This window comes from Paraburkholderia caribensis (genome assembly GCF_002902945.1).
GTDB lineage: Bacteria > Pseudomonadota > Gammaproteobacteria > Burkholderiales > Burkholderiaceae > Paraburkholderia > Paraburkholderia caribensis.
Window position 1 is genome coordinate 1,901,874 of sequence record NZ_CP026101.1, and the last position, 15,313, is coordinate 1,917,186.

Annotated in this window: 11 protein-coding genes; 7 read left to right on the plus strand and 4 right to left on the minus strand. The window is 62.8% G+C overall.

The features are described 5' to 3' along the window. Positions 1-360 precede the first annotated feature (360 nt). From thrC to ltrA, 4 genes are all read right to left on the minus strand, one after another. On the minus strand, positions 361-1,809 hold the full coding sequence (gene thrC, locus C2L66_RS08410) for a threonine synthase (RefSeq protein WP_060600705.1): 1,449 nt from the start codon (positions 1,807-1,809) through the stop codon (positions 361-363). A gap of 30 nt (positions 1,810-1,839) precedes the next feature. Continuing rightward, complete coding sequence (locus C2L66_RS08415) at positions 1,840-3,171, minus strand: homoserine dehydrogenase (protein WP_054930390.1); 1,332 nt, start codon at positions 3,169-3,171, stop codon at positions 1,840-1,842. A 58-nt stretch (positions 3,172-3,229) separates the two neighbouring features. Continuing rightward, positions 3,230-4,477: a pyridoxal phosphate-dependent aminotransferase gene (locus tag C2L66_RS08420; protein ID WP_054930389.1), complete on the minus strand. Its 1,248-nt coding sequence runs from the start codon at positions 4,475-4,477 to the stop codon at positions 3,230-3,232. Between the two features lie 441 nt (positions 4,478-4,918). Further along, positions 4,919-6,619 carry a group II intron reverse transcriptase/maturase gene (ltrA, locus tag C2L66_RS08425; RefSeq protein ID WP_060600702.1) on the minus strand — a complete coding sequence of 567 codons (1,701 nt, stop codon included), beginning with the start codon at positions 6,617-6,619 and terminating at the stop codon, positions 4,919-4,921. 1,270 nt (positions 6,620-7,889) lie between these two features. Between ltrA and C2L66_RS08440 the strand changes: the two genes are divergently transcribed. From C2L66_RS08440 to C2L66_RS08470, 7 genes are all read left to right on the plus strand, one after another. Further along, a complete protein-coding gene (locus C2L66_RS08440; protein WP_054930388.1) occupies positions 7,890-8,264 on the plus strand; it encodes an Mth938-like domain-containing protein in 375 nt (124 codons plus the stop codon). 365 nt (positions 8,265-8,629) lie between these two features. Then, positions 8,630-10,447, plus strand: coding sequence for a glycosyltransferase family 39 protein (locus tag C2L66_RS08445; RefSeq protein ID WP_060602653.1), 1,818 nt, complete (start codon positions 8,630-8,632; stop codon positions 10,445-10,447). Between the two features lie 28 nt (positions 10,448-10,475). Further along, on the plus strand, positions 10,476-10,847 hold the full coding sequence (locus C2L66_RS08450) for an SMR family transporter (protein WP_054930387.1): 372 nt from the start codon (positions 10,476-10,478) through the stop codon (positions 10,845-10,847). Positions 10,848-11,089: 242 nt separating this feature from the next. Further along, entirely contained in the window at positions 11,090-12,241 is a 1,152-nt protein-coding gene (locus C2L66_RS08455; RefSeq protein WP_054930386.1) for a DegT/DnrJ/EryC1/StrS family aminotransferase, read from the plus strand. Positions 12,242-12,271: 30 nt separating this feature from the next. Further along, positions 12,272-13,321 carry a glycosyltransferase gene (locus C2L66_RS08460; protein ID WP_060600700.1) on the plus strand — a complete coding sequence of 350 codons (1,050 nt, stop codon included), beginning with the start codon at positions 12,272-12,274 and terminating at the stop codon, positions 13,319-13,321. Further along, positions 13,318-14,265, plus strand: a complete 948-nt coding sequence (locus C2L66_RS08465) for a formyltransferase (RefSeq protein ID WP_054930384.1) — start codon at positions 13,318-13,320, stop codon at positions 14,263-14,265. The genes C2L66_RS08460 and C2L66_RS08465 overlap by 4 nt, the downstream gene beginning before the upstream one ends. Continuing rightward, positions 14,262-15,308, plus strand: a complete 1,047-nt coding sequence (locus tag C2L66_RS08470; protein ID WP_054930383.1) for a bifunctional UDP-4-keto-pentose/UDP-xylose synthase — start codon at positions 14,262-14,264, stop codon at positions 15,306-15,308. The genes C2L66_RS08465 and C2L66_RS08470 overlap by 4 nt, the downstream gene beginning before the upstream one ends. The last annotated feature ends 5 nt before the right edge of the window (positions 15,309-15,313 follow it).

Below are 15,313 nucleotides of genomic sequence, written 5' to 3' on the forward strand. Positions count from 1 at the left end.
GTTTGCCACCTGGGCAGCCGTGGACTGGCTGGTGAGGCATGCTGACACGCGGGTGCGTGAAGCGGGTGAGGCGCACCGCAAGAGCGCTGGCAACGAGCAGGAATGATGTGATTGCCGTGTGAAGCGTAAGAACCTTTGGGGGCCCTCAGGCAAGAATTAGCGCTGGCGGTGTGAGCCGCTTTCTTTTGCCTACTTTTCTTTGCGGCGGCAAAGAAAAGTAGGTGCCGCCCCGCACAGGGGCGACGCGTGAAGCGCGCTAACAATTCGCGGATGCCAGCGCAAAACCATAACGCCAATGCCAGCACACCCCAAAAAAGCCCACCGAGCGTCGCAGACAAAAAAAACAAAAAAACCAAACCCTTATCGAGTCCTCTCCGCGACAAACGCCTTCACCCGCTCCGCGTCATTCGCCAGCACCACGAACCGCTGCGGCAAATCCTCGATCCCACTGAACGCCGCCGGCCGCTCCGGCTCCCGCTCCAGCGCTTCGCGTATCGTCTCGCCGAACTTGATCGGCTGCGCCGTCTCCAGCACGATCATCGGAATGCCCGCTTGCAGATGCTCACGCGCCACCTTCACGCCATCGGCAGTATGCGTATCGATCATCGTGTCGTACTGCTCGAACACATCGCGGATCGTATCGACACGATCGTCATGGCTGCTGCGCCCCGAAACAAAACCAAACTCCTGCACACGCGCAAAATCGCCGCTCGCCTGCAAATCGAAGCCACCCTTCTCTTCGACATCACGGAACAACTGCAACACACGCGCCGGATCGCGCCCAAGCAGATCGAACACGAACCGCTCGAAGTTCGAAGCCTTCGAAATGTCCATGCTCGGGCTGCTGGTGTGATACGTCTCCGACGACTTGCGCACGCGATAAATCCCCGTCCGGAAAAACTCGTCAAGCACGTCGTTCTCGTTGGTCGCGACCACGAGCTTCTCGACAGGCAAACCCATCATGCGCGCGATATGCCCCGCGCACACGTTGCCGAAGTTGCCCGACGGCACCGTGAACGACACGCGCTCGTCGTTGCTCTTCGTCGCCGCGAAGTAACCCTTGAAGTAGTACACGACCTGCGCCACGACGCGCGCCCAGTTGATCGAATTGACGGTGCCGATCTTCTGCTGCGCCTTGAACGCGTGATCGTTCGATACGGCCTTCACGATATCCTGGCAATCGTCGAACACACCCTCGACAGCGATGTTGAAGATATTCGGGTCTTGCAGCGAATACATCTGCGCCGTCTGGAACGCACTCATCTTCTTGTGCGGCGACAGCATAAAGACGCGAATGCCCTTCTTGCCGCGCATCGCGTATTCGGCGGCGCTGCCCGTATCGCCCGAGGTCGCGCCGAGAATGTTCAGCGTCTGACCGTGCTTCGCGAGCGTGTACTCGAACAGGTTGCCGAGCAGCTGCATCGCCATGTCCTTGAACGCGAGCGTCGGACCGTTCGACAGCTCCAGCAGCGACAGCGGCGCGCCGCCTTCGACACCGAGCGTCTTCAGCGGCGTGATCTGCGCCGCGTTCTCCTCGTCGCGCACGTTGCAGTACACCTGCGCCGTGTAAGTGCGGCGCGTGAGCTCGCGCAGGTCTTCATCGGGAATGTCGTCGCTGAACTTGCGCAGGATTTCGAACGCGAGATCCGCGTACGGCAACGTGCGCCAGCGCGCGAGTTCATCCGCCGAGACCTTCGGGTATTCGTTCGGCAAGTACAGGCCGCCATCCTTCGCGAGACCGCCGAGCAGGATGTCGGAAAACGTATGGCGCTCGCCGATGCCGGCGCCGCGCGTGGAAATGTAATTCATGAGCTAGCCTCTTTACGTGTGTGCGGTGCGTCAGTTCAGCGCTTCCATGCGCAGCTTCGTCACCTTCGACACGACCGTCTTCAGCGCCTCGATGTTCGCGATCGCCGCGTTGACGTTCTTTTCCACCGTCTCGTGCGTAATCAGGATGATGTCCGTCTCGCCCTTCTTCGATACGTCCACCTGCTCCGATTCCTTCTGCAGCAGCGCGTCGATCGAGATGCCCGTGTCGGCCAGAATGCGCGTGATGTCGGCCAGCACGCCCGTCACGTCCGCGACGCGCAGACGCAGGTAGTAGCCGCTCGTCACTTCGTCGATGGGGAGAATCGGCGTGCTCGACAGACGGTCCGGCTGGAACGCCAGATGCGGCACGCGATGCTCCGGGTCGGCCGTATGCAGGCGCGTCACGTCGACGAGATCGGCGACCACGGCGGAAGCCGTCGGCTCCGCGCCCGCGCCCTTGCCGTAGTACAGCGTCGTGCCGACGGCGTCGCCGTGCACCACCACGGCGTTCATCGCGCCTTCGACGTTGGCGAGCAGACGCTTGGCAGGAATCAGCGTCGGATGCACGCGCAGTTCGATGCCGTTGTCCGCGCGGCGCGCGATGCCGAGCAGCTTGATCCGGTAGCCGAGTTCTTCCGCATACTTGATGTCGATCGCCGCGAGCTTGCTGATGCCTTCGACGTAGGCCTTGTCGAACTGGACCGGCACGCCGAACGCGATCGCGCTCATGATCGTCGCCTTGTGCGCGGCGTCGACGCCTTCGATGTCGAAGGTCGGGTCGGCTTCCGCGTAGCCGAGTTCCTGCGCGGCCTTCAGCGCCGTCGCGAAGTCGAGGCCGCGGTCGCGCATCTCCGACAGGATGTAGTTCGTCGTGCCGTTGATGATGCCCGCGATGTACTGGATGCGGTTGGCCGTCAGGCCCTCGCGCAGCGCCTTGATGATCGGGATGCCGCCCGCGACGGCCGCCTCGAACGCGACCATCACGCCGTTGGCGCGCGCCGCCTCGAAAATTTCCGTGCCGTGCACCGCGAGCAGCGCCTTGTTGGCCGTCACGACATGCTTGCGGTTCGCGATCGCGCGCAGCACGAGTTCGCGCGCGATGCCCGTGCCGCCGATCATTTCAGCGACGATGTCGATAGTGGGATCGTCGACGACCGAACCGAAGTCGTCGGTGATTGCGACGGTGCCCGCTTCGCTGCCGAGCGCGGCTGTCGCCTTGGCGGGATTGCGCACGGCAATGCGCGCAATCTCGATGCCGCGGCCTGCGCGTCGGTTGATTTCTTCCTGGTTGCGGCGCAGTACCGTGAAGGTGCCGCTGCCTACCGTGCCGAAGCCCAGCAGTCCAACTTTGATCGGTTCCATGCAGCGTGTGTGTCGAGTGAGAGATTGGTAAATCGGTTGGGGCGCGGAAAATCCGCGCTCAGGCCGCGTGGCGTTTGCGATAGCCGTCGAGGAAGCGCGCGATCCGGTTGATCGAATCGGCAAGATCGTCGACGTTCGGCAGGAACACGACGCGGAAGTGATCCGGCGTCTTCCAGTTGAAGCCGCTGCCCTGCACCAGCAGCACGCGCTCCTCCAGCAGCAAATCCAGAATGAACTGCTGGTCGTTTTCGATCGGATACAGCTTCGGGTCCAGACGCGGGAACATGTACAGGGCCGCCTCGGGCTTCACGCAGGTGACGCCGGGAATCGCCGTCAGCATGTCGTACGCGAGTTCGCGCTGCTTGTACAGCCGCCCGCCCGGCGCGATCAGCTCGTTGATGCTCTGATAGCCGCCCAACGCCGTCTGGATCGCATACTGGCCGGGGACGTTCGGGCACAGCCGCATCGACGCCAGAATGCCGAGCCCTTCGAAGTAGTCCTTCGCGCGCCGGCGGTTTTCGCCCGTCAGCCCCGACACCCACATCCAGCCCGCACGATAGCCGCACGAGCGGTAGCTCTTCGACAGGCTGTTGAAGGTGACCGTGAGCACGTCTTCGGACAACGACGCCATCGACGTGTGCGTCTTGCCGTCATAAATGATCTTGTCGTAGACCTCGTCCGCGAAAATGACGAGGCCGTGCTCGCGCGCGATCGCGATCAGGCCGAGCAGCAGTTCGTCCGAGTACAGCGCGCCCGTCGGGTTGTTCGGGTTGATGACGACGAGCGCCTTCGTGTTCGGCGTGATCTTCGCGCGGATGTCGTCGAGGTCGGGCATCCATGCATTCGACTCGTCGCAGATGTAGTGCACGGGCGTGCCGCCCGACAGGCTGACGCCCGCCGTCCACAGCGGGTAGTCGGGCGCGGGCAGCAGCACTTCGTCGCCGTCGTTCAGCAGCGCCTGCAAGGCCATCACGATCAGCTCGGACGCGCCGTTGCCGATGTAGATGTCGTCCAGCTCGACGCCCACCACGCCCTTCTGCTGCGCGTAATGCATGATCGCCTTGCGCGCCGCGAACACGCCTTTCGAGTCCGAATAGCCCGACGACGTAGGCAGATTGCGGATCATGTCCTGGATGATTTCATCCGGCGCTTCGAAACCGAACGGCGCCAGATTGCCGATGTTCAGCTTGATGATGCGATGGCCTTCCTCTTCGAGGCGCTTCGCATGCTCGAGAACGGGCCCGCGAATGTCGTAGCAGACGTTCAACAGCTTGTTGGATTTGAGTATCGGTTTCACGACGGGCACTTCGTCCTGGGTAAATGAGCGGGACCACCGGGTGAGCGGGACCACGGAGCGCTCGCCCCACGCAGCGGGCAAGCAATGAGACGGGATTGCGCGGCGGGCAGTCCCGGACCGCGCGGCACGGGCCGGACCGGCAGCAAGCATGATACGGGACGTGGTCGGCGCGCGGCCGACGGGAAGCCGGACAGGCTTTCGGGTGGCGCCTTTCGCCGACGCTTTCCGGGCAGCCCGCGGGCATCCGCGGAGCACCCCGCAATGCACCCCACTGGCAGCGGCGGGCGCGGTCGCCAGCCTTGCGGGCGCGGCTTGTGGCAGCGCGCCAACCTGAAGGGAGCCGCCGGGCGGCTGTAGGGTAGCCCCCTTTCCTCTCGGAAAAGGGGCCCCCTTGGAACTGTACGTGCGACTTTCACCGCATACAGCTCGAGCCTACAAACAACGCCCCGTTTATAACGGGACCGGCTTCGCTACTACAAGTCTACCAGCGTGCACTTGCTGGTGGCAGTGCGGGTGAAGCAGTACCCGGTTGGACAACGCGTCCGACCCGCCATGCATCCGATATTCCAGATGATGATCGTGCCAGCCGGTGTCGTCCGTCAGAGCACAACCACAGTGCGCACACAACCCGCTCTGTGACATAAATAGCGTCGCCCATTGCTTCCGGTACCGCACGGATTCCCACATGCGTTCCTGACGCAACTGCTCGCCATACTGCTCCCACGTCGGATCAAAGGGGTGGTAGTCCCCTTTCACCTTCTTGTGCCGTTTGATAACCGTACCGTTGATCTGGTATAGCTCAAATAGCCCCTTGCTGCCGTCTTTCCAAACCACAGGAGCAGCGAACACCCACTGACGTTCGCCAACTGAGCGGAAATACTTCTGTCCCACCCACCGGGCGTTCTTTTGCGGATGCCGCCTCTTGGACCACCACCAGAGTCTCCGAAAAACCAGATACTCCATGCGGTTGTACGCCTGTTTGGCCACGACGGGACTGTGATATTGCGCCCAGCCCCGTAACATCGGGTTCAGCAGCCGGATCAGATCCTCCTGCCTCACCGTCTTGTTGCCGCTGATCGTTTCCGACACCTTGCGATAGAACGCTTGCGCGTTTTTCTTGCTCGGCTTGATGAGCAGTTTTCCCGAGTATTTCCGGAAATTCCACCCAAGGAAATCGAAACCGTCATCAATATGGGTGATGCGCGTTTTCTCCTCCGACAGTCGCAGTCCCCGAACAGCAAGGAATGCTTCCACCCAAGGTTGGACTTCGCTCTCCAGCACCTCTTTCGAGTCACCGGTGATGATGAAATCGTCCGCGTACCGCACCACATTCACTTTCAGCTTCTTGGCTTTTGCGATCCCTAGCTTCGCACCGAGGTGCGAATTCAGTTCACGTTCCAGCCCGTTCAGCGTCACGTTAGCCAACGTCGGGGAGATAATTCCTCCCTGTGGCGTACCGGCCTCAGTCGCCTGTAGCTGCCCTTTGTAAATCAGGCCAGCTTTCAACCACTTCCGCAGAATGCTTCTGTCCATTGGGACATTCGCGATCAACCAGTCGTGATTGATCCAGTCGAAGCAGCCTTTGATATCCGCTTCCAATACCCATTTGGCAGAGCCTTTCTGGGACATAGCGACGAATATCTGCGACATGGCATCGGCAGTCGAGCGGTTAATCCTGAACCCATAGGAGTTCGGGTCGCTCGTCGATTCCGACACCGGCTCCAGTGCCAGCAGATACAGGGCTTGCATCGCCCTGTCCCGCATGGTCGGAATGCCCAAAGGGCGCTCCTTCCCATTGGCCTTGGGGATAAAGACTCTCCGTAATGGCAGAGGCTTGTATCCACGCCGCTTTAACCTGCCGACGGCTTCCCATCGGCTCTCAGGCGAATCCCACAGTTCGCGATCGACTCCCGCCGTTCGCGCACCCTGGTTTTGCGTAACACGTCGTACCGCATACAACTTTGCGGACAACGTGCGGGTCAGCATCCGTTGCAGGGCTTTCACCCTGCGCCAGTCACCTTCCCGCGTCGCCTTCGCAATTCGAATCTGCATCCCTCTCACGTTCCGTTCGACCCGACGCCAATCTACGGCGTACCAGTTGTCAGGCACGTGGGAAAGCGCAGATCCATCCTTTCGGACGGATACTTTCATGCTGCTCTCCTACCTTGGGTTGATCATTCCCGCAGCAGAAGGCGCATCTTCCCCAACGGGGTAGACACACCCCGCTGGGGAACAACAGTTGAACAAATGTGGCCGCATGCGCCCACATGTCATCCATGTACGACTCACGAGCGCGAACGCCCGTGTCTACCAAAGCATCAAGGTCTGTCAGCCATCTTGCGACGGTAGACCAGACGGAAGTCTGCCCGCTTTCGCGTGGGGTAATGTCCCAACCCCTATCCGGACCATTACAGTCCGGCATTCGCTTTTTCCGTCCTCCCATACCCGCACCGTCAACAGCGTTCCTTACGGTCCACCTGCCAGCCAAACCGCGCTGGCAACGATACGGGCTTACCGCGTTCCCGGCATGTCACACGACTGACGTAGGTTCTGCCTATTCCCCGACGGTCCAACGACGACGCAATCCGACCTTCTAGCGGATTGACCGACCGCACACCTTTTGGTTAGTGCCTATCAGCAGCTTTGGCACTGCATTATTAACGAGGTTTAACAGCAGTTCACTTACATTAACCCTATCAGCCAGCCTAGCTCCTCGACCCCCTTGCTGCTGGGAGTCTCCGAATGCCCACCTCACGGCAAGCAGTCGCCCGAAAACCATCCGGGGGCTACGTTGTCAGAGAAGCTTCACACCCCACCGTTACCAGTGACGCATGTTCTCCTAGGCTACTGCTGGTCGTACAGCAGGTTCCCTGTCCCGCACTAAGCCGCGGGCTGGAACAATGACACGCCGAGCTTGCGCTCGACATACCTTAAAATCACATACCTCAATCCGCCTTGTTAGCGGAGGTGAGGCCGCTAACCGGGCGGAACCTGACGGAAATCAGGTCAATGCAATTACGCTCACGGGTCCTAAGACCTGCGATCGTGTAAGGCCGCAATTCCGAGCCAGACGGCGCTCGGTTTCGCTTGCTACACAAGGGGTGGCCACAAGGTGCCACCAATGGGACGGCTTTCGCCGTCCAGTCGATGCGACTCGCGTCGCACAAAAAGTTATAATTTAGCGGATTTTGACCGACTTCCGCAATGCACCACGCAAGGCTCTGCAAGCCTCACGCATGCGGCGGCAAGCGTTTGCACGGTTTGCACGCGGCAGCAGGCACCGCCCGCGCGCGCGGCGTGCCTGCCGCCGCCGTTCGCGCGGGTGCCCGGAGTCTCGACTGTCCCTGTGGCATTGAACCCGAGCTTGCGCATGCCGGTCGAACCGCGACTGCATGTCTAACGACGACCACGGAAAACCAGTTTGAAATTACACCAGGATTCGAGCGGCGCCCTGAACACCGTCACAGGCTACGGCGCCGGCTATGTCGACATCAATCTCCAACGTCATACGGGCAGCATCATCGTGATGCCGGAAAGCCCCGTCATCAGCTGGGCGGTGTCGTCGTTCGAGGCCCTCTCGCCCGAGCACTTCGCGCTGCTGATCGAGCCCGCCCCGGAAGTCGTCATCTTCGGCAGCGGCGAACGCCTGCGCTTTCCGCATCCGCGCCTCACGGCCGCGCTCGCCGCCCACCGGATCGGCGTCGAGACGATGGACTTCAAGGCCGCTTGCCGAACCTACAACATCCTGATGGCGGAAGGCCGCAAGGTCGCCGCCGCGCTGCTGATCGAAGGCTGAACGCGGCGCCTGCACCCGCTCTCCCAGTGGACGCCCCGGCGTTTTTGGATTGCCTGTCTTGCGGATCAAGTACACTGCGCGGCCCGGCGCCTGAAAACAGGCAACAGCGGGCCGCGAAGCAAGCGGCCAATAGGGGTTGCATAAGGTTGTGTTAAGGACCGCGCACGGACAATGCGCGCCGGCGGGCTGCGCCGCGTCGGCTGCGGCGCAGGTGCGCCACACCCTGCCCGCGGCACGCGGCACGCCGGCAGCGGAATTCTCGCTGCGCGCCGCCCGCCTCAACGCGCGCGCCAGCAGCAGGGATGCCGTCCGAACGGAACAAGAAAGAAGCCGCGACAGCGGCGCCGACAAAGGTTGAAAAACACATGAACGACAAGCCGTCCGGGCTGACGCTCAATCGCACGACGGTCCTGCTGCTCGTGCTCACGCTGGCCGTGATCTGGTTCGTGCCGCTCGGCTGGCGCCATCTGCTGCCGAGCGACGAAGGCCGCTACGCGGAAATGGCGCGCGAGATGTTCGTCACCGGCGACTGGATCACGCCGCGCTACAACGGCTACAAGTACTTCGAGAAGCCGCCGTTGCAAACCTGGCTGAACGCGCTGTCGTTCGCGTGGTTCGGCATCGGCGAATGGCAGGCGCGCCTCTACACGGCGCTGACGGGCTTCGCGGGCGTGCTGCTGATCGGCTACACGGGCGCGCGCGTGTTCAACGTCGCGACGGGTTTCTTCGCCGCGCTCGTGCTCGCAAGCGCGCCGTACTGGTATCTGATGGGCCATTTCAACACGCTCGACATGGGCCTGTCGTTCTGGATGGAAGTCACGCTGTGCGCGCTGCTGCTGGCACAGCGTCCCGGGCTCCCGGCGCGCGAGCAGAGGCTGTGGATGTGGCTCGTGTGGGCGTCGATGGCGCTCGCGGTGCTGTCAAAGGGCCTCGTCGGGCTGATCCTGCCGGGCGCCGTGCTCGTGCTGTACACGGCCGTCGCGCGCGACTGGGCGCTCTGGAAGCGCCTTTACCTCGTGAGCGGGCTGATCGTATTTTTCGCGGTCGTCACGCCGTGGTTCGTGCTGGTGCAGGATCGCAACCCCGAATTCTTCAATTTCTTCTTTATCGTCCAGCAGTTCAGGCGCTATCTGACGCCCGAGCAGAACCGGCCCGGACCGCTCTGGTATTTCGTGCCCGTGATGCTGGTCGGCTTCCTGCCATGGCTGTCCGTCACGTTCCAGAGCGCGCGTCATGCGCTGCGCATGCCGCGTCAAGCGAACGGCTTTGCGCCCGTCACGCTGCTGTTCGTGTGGAGCGCGTTCATTTTCGTGTTCTTCAGCGCGTCGCATTCGAAGCTGCTGTCGTACACGCTGCCCATCGCGCCCGCGATCGCACTCGTGATCGGCATGTATCTGCCCCTCGTCACGCGCGAGCAGTTTCACCGCCATCTGACGGGCTACGCGCTGTTTCTCGTGGCGGGCGGCTTCGGCGCGGTGTTTCTCGGGCGTCTGGGCGACCGGCGCAATCCGAATGCGCTGTACCTGGAATTCCGCACGTGGGTGTTCGCGGCGCTCGCGGTCGGGTTCCTGTTGACGCTCGTCGCGATCTGGATCAACCGGCGCAGGCGCAGCACCGCGAACGGCGCGCAGAACGGCCTGCCCGCCGGCGCCATGACCGCCGCGGCGGGCACGGCGAGCGGGAGCGCGACGTCGACGGGCATCGTCGGCGCGGCGACGGCGTTCGGCATCGGCTGGGTGTTGCTCGCGACGATTGCCGGCACGGGCCACGACGCGTTCGGCCGGCTGTCGTCGGGCGCGCCGCTGGCGCCCGACGTCAAGGCCGCGCTGGCCAAACTGCCCGCCGACACGCCGTTCTACTCGGTCGGCGTGCTCGATCACACGATGCCGTTTTATATCGACCACACGATGATCATGGTCGAACATGCGGACGAACTGGGCTTCGGCGTATCCGTCGAACCGCAAAAATGGGTGCCGACGATCCCGCAATGGATCGAGCGCTGGAAGGCCGAGCGCTACGCCATGGCGCTGATGTCGCCGGATCGTTACAAGGCCTTCAGCGAGCAGCATCTGCCCATGACCGTGGTCGCACGCGATTCGCGCCGCGTGATCGTCGAAAAGCCGCTTCCCGCCGAAGCGGGCGCCGCGCCGGCTGCCGCTTCAGAGCCACAGCCGCAGCAATGACTTCCTCCCTCACTCGAATCTTCCCTCGATGAACCCGATTTCGCTTTTCTGCATCCTCGCGGGCGTCGCGCTGAACGCGACGGCCCAGCTGCTTCTGAAGGCCGGCACGAACGCCATTGGCCATTTCGACTTCACGATGGCCAACGTCCTGCCGATCGGTTGGCGCATCGCGACGCAGCCGCCCATCGTCGCCGGGCTTGCGTGCTACGTGCTGAGCGTGGTCGTGTGGATCGTCGGGCTGTCGCGTGTCGACGTGTCGATTGCCTATCCGATGCTGTCGCTGGGCTATGTTGTGAACGCGTTCGCCGCGTGGTATCTGTTCGGCGAGGTATTGTCGGCGCAACGCCTGATCGGCATTGGCGTGATCCTGGTCGGCGTGGTGCTCGTCGCGCGTAGCTGAGCACGTCCGGCCGGGGCGATCCCGGCGTAGCAGAAACGCCCCTGGCAAGCGCGCCGGCGTCTGCTAACGTATTCCAAATTGTTTCGAGCGCTGGACATTGGAGCGGAACTCGCACATTATCGCCGCCGCATTCCGGCGCTGATCAGCCCAAACGCGGCGAATTTAAGCTTAATGAAAGCTAAATGCCGGGCTTCGTTAAGAAAGCAGCCAGTGACCCTTTTTAATATCGAGCAAAACCATCCATGGCCCAGTCATCCGTTCCGTTTTTGCCGTTCGTCCGTCCCGAGATCGATGAAGAAACGATCCAGGGTGTAGTCGACGTGCTCCGCTCCGGCTGGATCACGACGGGCCCGCAAAACCAGGCGTTCGAAAAGGCATTGTCGGAATACTGCGGCGGCCGCCCGGTGCGCACGTTCAACTCGGGCACGGCGACGCTGGAAATCGGTCTGCGCATCGCGGGCGTCGGCGCCGGCGACGAAGTCATCACGACGCCGGCAACCTGGGTGTCAACCAGCAACGTGATTCTGGAAGTGGGCGCGACGCCCGTGTTCGTCGATATCGACCCGGCCACGCGCAACATCGATCTGGATTTGCTGGAAAAGGCGATCACGCCGCGCACCCGGGCGATCATCCCCGTGTTCCTGTCGGGCCTGCCCGTCGACATGGACCGCCTCTACGCGATCGCCCGCGCCCACCAGCTGCGCGTGATCGAAGACGCTGCGCAGGCGTTCGGCTCGACGTGGAAGGGCGAGCGTATCGGCAAGCTCGGCGACATCGTGTCGTTCAGCTTCCACGCGAACAAGAACCTGACCTCGATCGAAGGCGGTGCGCTGGTGCTGAACAACGAGGAAGAAGCCGTCCTCGCGCAGAAGTACCGGCTGCAAGGCATCGTGCGCACGGGTTTCGACGGCATGGATTGCGAATTGCTGGGTGGCAAGTACAACCTGACGGACGTCGCGGCGCGCGTCGGCCTCGGCCAGCTGCAGCATATCGAGCGCTTCAACGCTCAGCGCAAGAAGCTCGCGCGCGCGTATTTCGATGGTTTCGAAGGCGGCGCAGCCGTCAGGCTCGGCATGGGCCTGCCGCTCGCGGACTTCGAGAACAGCAACTGGCACATGTTCCTCGTGACCCTGCCCCTTGCGCGCCTGTCGCTCAGCCGCGCGGGGTTCATGGAACAGATGAAGGAACGCGGCATCGGCACAGGCACGCACTACCCGGCCATCCACCTGTTTTCGCTGTACCGGGCGATGGGCTACAGGGAGGGCATGTATCCGCATGCGGAGCACTATGGCGCGACCACCCTCACGCTGCCGCTCTTCACGCAGATGAATGAAGGCGACGTCGCGCGGGTGTGCCGCGCCGTCAACGAGATTTGCGAACAATACGGCCGATAATCAGGTCAACCAAGCGGAAACCCAGCGGAAATGAATCAAACGGACCCACGCCCGGTCACTCCCGAACTCTCGGTCATCATCCCCGTGTACAACGAGGAAGCGGGGCTCGGCGAGCTGTTCTCGCGCCTGTACCCGGCCCTCGACGCGCTCGGCACGGGCTACGAGGTGATCTTCATCAACGACGGCAGCCGCGACCGGTCGGCGGCGCTGCTTGCCGAGCAGTTCCGCGCCCGTCCCGACACCACGCGCGTGATCCTGCTGAACGGCAACTACGGGCAGCACATGGCGATCCTCGCGGGCTTCGAGCAGTCGCGCGGTCAGATCGTCGTCACGCTCGACGCCGACCTGCAGAACCCGCCCGAAGAAATCGGCAAGCTGTGCGCGAAGATGCGCGAAGGCTTCGACTACGTCGGCACGATCCGCATGCAGCGCCAGGACAGCTTGTGGCGACGCAAGGCGTCGCTGGTGATGAACCGGCTGCGCGAGCGCATCACACGCATCAAGATGACCGACCAGGGCTGCATGCTGCGCGCGTACAGCCGCCATATCGTCGACACCATCAACCGCTGCGGCGAAATCAACACGTTCATCCCCGCGCTCGCGTACACGTTCGCGCAAAACCCCGTCGAAATCGACGTCGCGCATGAAGAGCGCTTCGCGGGCGAATCGAAGTATTCGCTCTACAGCCTGATCCGCCTGAACTTCGATCTCGTGACGGGCTTCTCGGTCGTGCCGCTGCAATGGCTGTCGTTCATCGGCGTGATTCTTTCGATGGGCTCGGCCGCCCTGTTCGTACTGCTGCTGATCCGCCGCTTCATCATCGGCGCGGAAGTGCAAGGCGTGTTCACGCTGTTCGCCATCACGTTCTTCATGCTCGGCGTGATCATCTTCGCGCTCGGCTTGCTCGGCGAATATATCGGCCGGATCTACCAGCAGGTCCGTGCGCGGCCGCGCTATCTGGTGCAGACCATCCTCGAACAGCGCAACGGCGAGCCGGTTGTCGCGCAGCCGCGCCAGTCGGTCGTCCCGGGCGTGCAGCCCGCGCCCGTCACGGGCAACGACCAGGGGCTCATCCGATGAAGCCGCGCGCCGTCGTTTTCGCCTATCACAACGTCGGCGTGCGCTGTCTGCAGGTGCTGCTCGCGCGCGGCGTCGACGTCGCGCTGGTCGTCACGCACGAAGACAGTCCGACGGAAAACATCTGGTTCGGCAGCGTCGCGTCGGTGGCGGCCGAACACGGCATTCCCGTCGTCACGCCCGCCGATCCGAAGAGCCCGGAGTTGCGCGCGCGCGTGGTCGACGCACGGCCGGACTTCATCTTCTCGTTCTACTACCGGCACATGCTGCCCGTCGATCTGCTGGCCGTCGCGCCGCGCGGCGCGTACAACATGCATGGCTCGCTGCTGCCGAAGTATCGCGGCCGCGTGCCGACCAACTGGGCGGTGCTCAACGGCGAAACCGAGACGGGCGCGACGCTGCACGAAATGGCCGCGAAGCCGGATGCCGGCGCGATCATCGCGCAGACGCCCGTGCCCATCCTGCCCGACGACACGGCCGCGCAGGTGTTCGACAAGGTAACCGTAGCCGCCGAGCAGACGCTGTGGCGCGCGCTGCCCGCCCTGCTCAGGGGCGAGGCGCCGCATCTGCCGAACGACCTCGCGCACGGCAGCTACTTCGGCGGACGCAAGCCGGAAGACGGGCGCATCGACTTCAGCCAGAACGGCCAGCAGGTCTACAACCTGATTCGCGCCGTCGCGCCGCCGTATCCGGGGGCGTTCACGGACATCGGAGACACGCGCTTCGTCGTCGCGCGGGCGCGGCTTGCGCCGCCGGGCGCGCCAGGCGGAGATTTGCCGCCCGGCATCCACGTAGGCGATAATGGCTTTTTTGCGACATGCGGCGACGGCCGCGTCATCGTGATCCACGAATTGCGGCATCAGCGCGACGATCAGCACCACAACAGCGAGCGTGTCGTCACCCCCGCCGAATTCACCCAGCTCACTCAATCTTCCCGTAACACATGAAAAAAGTCCTGATTCTGGGTGTGAACGGCTTCATCGGCCATCACCTGTCCAAGCGCATTCTCGAAACGACCGATTGGGAAGTGTTCGGCATGGACATGCAGACCGAACGCCTCGGCGATCTCGTCAACCACGAGCGCATGCATTTCTTCGAAGGTGATATCACGATCAACAAGGAGTGGGTCGAGTATCACGTGAAGAAATGCGACGTGATCCTGCCGCTGGTCGCGATCGCCACGCCCGCTACGTACGTCAAGCAGCCGCTGCGCGTGTTCGAGCTGGACTTCGAGGCGAACCTGCCTATCGTCCGTTCGGCCGTGAAGTACGGCAAGCATCTCGTCTTCCCGTCCACGTCGGAAGTCTATGGCATGTGCTCCGACGAGCAGTTCGACCCCGACGAGTCCGCCCTCACCTACGGCCCGATCAACAAGCCGCGCTGGATCTACGCGTGCTCGAAGCAGCTGATGGACCGCGTGATCTGGGGCTACGGCATGGAAGGCCTGAACTTCACGCTGTTCCGTCCGTTCAACTGGATTGGCCCCGGCCTCGACTCGATCTACACGCCGAAGGAAGGTTCGTCGCGCGTGGTCACGCAGTTCCTCGGCCATATCGTGCGCGGCGAAAACATCAGCCTGGTGGACGGCGGCGCGCAGAAGCGCGCGTTCACGGATATCGACGACGGCATCAGCGCACTGATGAAGATCATCGAGAACAAGGACGGCGTCGCGACGGGCAAGATCTACAACATCGGCAATCCGACCAACAACTTCTCGGTGCGCGAACTCGCGCACAAGATGCTCGCGCTCGCCGCCGAATTCCCCGAGTACGCGGAAACGGCGAAGAAGGTGCAGCTGGTCGAGACGTCGTCGGGTGCCTATTACGGCGCGGGCTATCAGGACGTGCAGAACCGCGTGCCGAAGATCGACAACACGATGCAGGAACTCAAGTGGGCGCCGACGTCGACCTTCGACGAAGCGCTGCGCAAGATCTTCGAAGCGTATCGCGGCCACGTCGGCGAGGCACGCGCCCTCGTCGAGCAACAGTAAGGGCT